Origin of the sequence: Rhodococcus sp. O3 (assembly GCF_048897285.1) — a bacterium.
Classification (GTDB): Bacteria; Actinomycetota; Actinomycetes; order Mycobacteriales; family Mycobacteriaceae; genus Rhodococcus.
In genome coordinates this window covers 1-3,977 of record NZ_JBMBTE010000235.1, presented here as the reverse complement: position 1 = coordinate 3,977, position 3,977 = coordinate 1, and the positions used below count along the sequence as shown (strand labels likewise).

Below are 3,977 nucleotides of genomic sequence, written 5' to 3'. Positions count from 1 at the left end.
GCCCTGCCCGTCGGCCTGGTCACCTCCGCCCTCGGCGGCCCGTTCCTCCTCTACCTCCTCGTGCGCTCCAACCGGAAGGTATCCGCGTGACCGACATCTCGACGTTCGCCGCCACCGACACCGACGCGGCGGCCACCACCGACGCGCCGCGCCTGGTCGCCGAACACCTGTCCCTCGGCTACGGCGACCGACTCATCGTCGACGATCTCGACCTGATCGTGCCCACCGGCGTCGTCACCACCGTCATCGGACCCAACGGCTGCGGCAAGTCGACGCTGCTGCGGGCGCTGAGCCGGCTGCTGCGGCCCCGCGCCGGCAGCGTGCTGCTCGACGGCCAGGTCATCACCTCGATGCGCACCCGCGAGGTCGCCCGCGTGCTCGGCATGCTGCCGCAGGCCCCCGTCGCCCCCGAGGGACTGACCGTCGCCGACCTCGTCTCCCGCGGCCGGCACCCGCACCAGTCCTGGCTGCGGCAGTGGTCCTCCGACGACGAGCAGGAGGTCGGGGTCGCGCTGGAACAGACCGGCATCGCCGACCTCGCCGACCGGCCCGTCGACGAACTGTCCGGCGGGCAGCGGCAACGCGCCTGGATCTCGATGGCGCTGGCGCAGGGCACCGACATCCTGCTGCTGGACGAACCCACCACCTACCTCGACCTCGCGCACTCGGTGGAGGTGCTCGACCTCGTCGACCGGCTGCACAGCGAACTGGGCCGCACCGTGGTGATGGTGCTGCACGACCTGAACCTCGCGGTGCGCTACAGCGATCACCTCGTCGTGATGAAGGCCGGGCGCATCGTCGCCGCCGGCGCCCCCGCCGAGGTGATCTCCGTCGAGTTGCTGCGCGAGGTGTTCGGCCTCGACGCCGCCGTCATCGACGACCCGGTGTCCGGGCGGCCCCTGATCGTCCCGATCGGCGCGCGGCACGTCTACGACACCGTCGGCGGCGCGGACCGGAAAGAGGGCCGCGACACGCCGGGCGACCAGGACCAAAGACCCTACGACCAGGGGTAGTACGCACAGCGTCGGAGAGAGTCCGTAGAATCGTTGCATGGCAGCACTCGGCGAACTCGAGCGAGCAGTGATGGATCACCTCTGGGCTTCCACCGAACCCCAGACGGTGCGGCAGGTCCACGAGGCCCTGTCCAGTCGGCGGTCCCTGGCGTACACCACGGTCATGACCGTCCTGCAGCGGCTCGCGAAGAAGAATCTCGTCATCCAGCAGCGCGACGACCGTGCCCACCGCTACCTGCCGGTGCACGGCCGGGAAGAACTCGTCGCCGGACTCATGGTCGACGCCCTCGACCAGGCCGACAGCCGCGGCCGCACCGCCGCCCTCGTCCACTTCGTCGGCCGCGTCGGCGCCGACGAAGCCGCAGCTCTGCGCGAAGCACTGGCCGCCCTCGAAGCCAAGGAAGCCGACACGTCCACGACCCCCGAGCGCGACGGCCGCACGAGCTGACACACTGGATGCCATGAACGCGACCACCGCGCTGGTCTTCGGCATCCTCGCGCTGTTCCTCGCCGGCCCCGTCCCGGCGCTGCTGAGCCGAGCGACCTGGCCGTACCGCACGCCCCGCGCCGCCCTGGTGCTGTGGCAGGCGGTCGCGCTCGCCGCGGTCCTGTCCGCGTTCAGCTCCGGCCTCGCCATCGCGGCGCTGCTGCTCGTCCCCGGCGAGGACGGGCGGCCCACCACCGAACCGCTCCGCGAGATCGACGTCCTCGGGCTGCCGCTGTGGCTGACCTACGTGCTCGTGTTCACCGCGACCGTGCTGATCGGCGCCCGGCTGATGTACTCCACGCTGCGGGTGGCGGTGCGCACCCGCCGCCGCCGCTCCCGGCACCGCACCCTCGTCGACCTGCTCGACCGGCGCGAAAGCGGCGCCGCGATCCGCCAGCTCCCGCACGTGCGCATCCTCGACAGCGCCGACCCCATCGCCTACTGCCTGCCCGGGCTGCGGCACCGGGTGGTGCTCAGCGAAGGCACCCTCGATCACCTCGACGACACCGAACTGCGCGCCGTGCTCAGCCACGAGCACTCCCACCTGCGGGCCCGGCACGACCTCGTCCTCGAGGCCTTCACCGCCGTCTACGAGGCGTTCCCCCGCTGGGTGCGTTCCGGCTCGGCGCTCGGCTCGGTGCAGCTGCTCATCGAGATGCTCGCCGACGACTCGGCCGTGCGCGCCACCGGGCCCGTCCCGCTGGCCCGCGCCCTCGTCACCTGCGCCGAATCCCGCACCCCCAACGGCGCGATGGCCGTCGGCGGACCGTCCACGCTGCTGCGCGTGCAGCGGCTCGCCGGACCGGGCGGCGACACCCGCACCGCCGCCGTCGCCTACATCGCCGCCGCCGCGATCCTCGTGGTCCCGACCCTCGCGGTCGCGGTGCCCTGGCTCGTCGAGGTCGAACGCCTGCTGCGTTCCTGGTGACCCCCCACCGAAAGTGACGTAGGTCACATTCGGAAACGTGCGGCCCCGATCTCCACACCGGCAGGTGACAGGGGAAGCTGTATCCATGACCGTCGAAGACTCCGCAACCCCCGCAACGCCCCGCGCCCAGATCGGCGTCACCGGCCTGGCCGTCATGGGATCGAACATCGCCCGCAACTTCGCCCGCAACGGTTACACCGTCGCCCTGCACAACCGCAGCATCGCCAAGACCGACGCGCTGCTCGCCGAGCACGGCGGCGACGGCGACTTCGTGCGCACCGAGACCGTCGAGGAGTTCGTCGCCGCGCTGGAGAAGCCCCGACGCGTCCTGATCATGGTCAAGGCCGGCGACGCCACCGACGCGGTCATCGGCGAGCTCGCGGACGCCATGGAACCCGGCGACATCATCATCGACGGCGGCAACGCCCTCTACACCGACACCATCCGCCGCGAAGCCGCACTGCGCGCCCGCGGCCTGCACTTCGTCGGCGCCGGCATCTCCGGCGGCGAGGAAGGCGCCCTCAACGGCCCGTCCATCATGCCCGGCGGCCCCGCCGAATCCTATGCCGCCGTCGGCCCGATGCTCGAGAAGATCGCCGCCCAGGTCGACGGCACCCCCTGCTGCACCCACATCGGCCCCGACGGCGCCGGTCACTTCGTCAAGATGGTGCACAACGGCATCGAATACGCCGACATGCAGCTCATCGGCGAGGCCTACCATCTGCTGCGCGACGCGCTCGGCTACGACGCCGGACAGATCGCCGACGTCTTCGCCGACTGGAACACCGGCACCCTCGAGTCGTACCTCATCGAGATCACCGCCGACGTGCTCCGCCAGACCGACGCCGCCACCGGCCAACCCCTCGTCGACGTCATCGTCGACGCCGCCGAACAGAAGGGCACCGGACGCTGGACCGTCAAGGCCGCCCTCGACCTCGGGGTCCCGGTCACCGGCATCGCCGAGGCCGTCTTCGCCCGCGCCCTGTCCGGCTCCCGCGACCAACGGGCCGCCGCCCGCGGCCTGGCCTCCGGCACCCTCGGCGCCGCCCCCGCCGACGCCGCCCAGTTCACCGAGGACATCCGCGCCGCCCTGTACGCCTCCAAGATCGTCGCCTACGCCCAGGGCTTCGACCAGATCGCCGCTGGCAGCGCCGAATACGGCTGGAACGTCGACCGCGCGGCGCTGGCCACCATCTGGCGCGGCGGCTGCATCATCCGCGCCCAGTTCCTCAACCGCATCAAGGAGGCCTACGACGCCGACCCGGCCCTGCCCAGCCTGATCCTGGCCCCCTACTTCCGGGAAGCCATCGAAGCGGGCATCGACAGCTGGCGCCGTGTCGTGGTCACCGCCACCCAGCTCGGCATCCCGATCCCGGCGTTCGCCTCCTCCCTGTCCTATTACGACGGGCTGCGCGCCGACCGCCTGCCCGCCGCCCTCACCCAGGGCCAGCGCGACTTCTTCGGCGCCCACACCTACGAGCGCACCGACCGGCCCGGCAAGTTCCACACCCTGTGGAGCGGCGACCGCAGCGAAGTCGACGCCTGACCC

The 3,977-nt window shown here is 71.8% G+C and carries 4 protein-coding genes; all 4 read left to right on the top strand.

Features of this window, described 5'->3' with window-relative positions:
* The first annotated feature begins 95 nt into the window (after positions 1–95).
* The 4 genes from ACN675_RS28190 (at position 96) to gndA (ending at position 3,974) form a co-directional block, all read left to right on the top strand.
* Positions 96–1,013 carry an ABC transporter ATP-binding protein gene (locus ACN675_RS28190; RefSeq protein WP_420753957.1) on the top strand — a complete coding sequence of 306 codons (918 nt, stop codon included), beginning with the start codon at positions 96–98 and terminating at the stop codon, positions 1,011–1,013.
* A gap of 37 nt (positions 1,014–1,050) precedes the next feature.
* The gene (locus ACN675_RS28185; protein WP_420753956.1) at positions 1,051–1,461 is read left to right on the top strand and encodes a BlaI/MecI/CopY family transcriptional regulator; all 411 of its coding nucleotides are present in this window, start codon (positions 1,051–1,053) and stop codon (positions 1,459–1,461) included.
* Between the two features lie 13 nt (positions 1,462–1,474).
* On the top strand, positions 1,475–2,428 hold the full coding sequence (locus ACN675_RS28180) for a M56 family metallopeptidase (protein ID WP_420753955.1): 954 nt from the start codon (positions 1,475–1,477) through the stop codon (positions 2,426–2,428).
* Positions 2,429–2,513: 85 nt separating this feature from the next.
* On the top strand, positions 2,514–3,974 hold the full coding sequence (gene gndA, locus ACN675_RS28175) for an NADP-dependent phosphogluconate dehydrogenase (protein ID WP_420753954.1): 1,461 nt from the start codon (positions 2,514–2,516) through the stop codon (positions 3,972–3,974).
* Positions 3,975–3,977 lie beyond the last annotated feature (3 nt).

Coding starts and splice junctions, on each gene's coding strand:
- ACN675_RS28185 (WP_420753956.1), top strand. CDS start 1,051: ATGGCAGCACTCGGCGAACTCGAGCGAGCAGTGATGGATCACCTCTGG.
- gndA (WP_420753954.1), top strand. CDS start 2,514: ATGACCGTCGAAGACTCCGCAACCCCCGCAACGCCCCGCGCCCAGATC.
- ACN675_RS28180 (WP_420753955.1), top strand. CDS start 1,475: ATGAACGCGACCACCGCGCTGGTCTTCGGCATCCTCGCGCTGTTCCTC.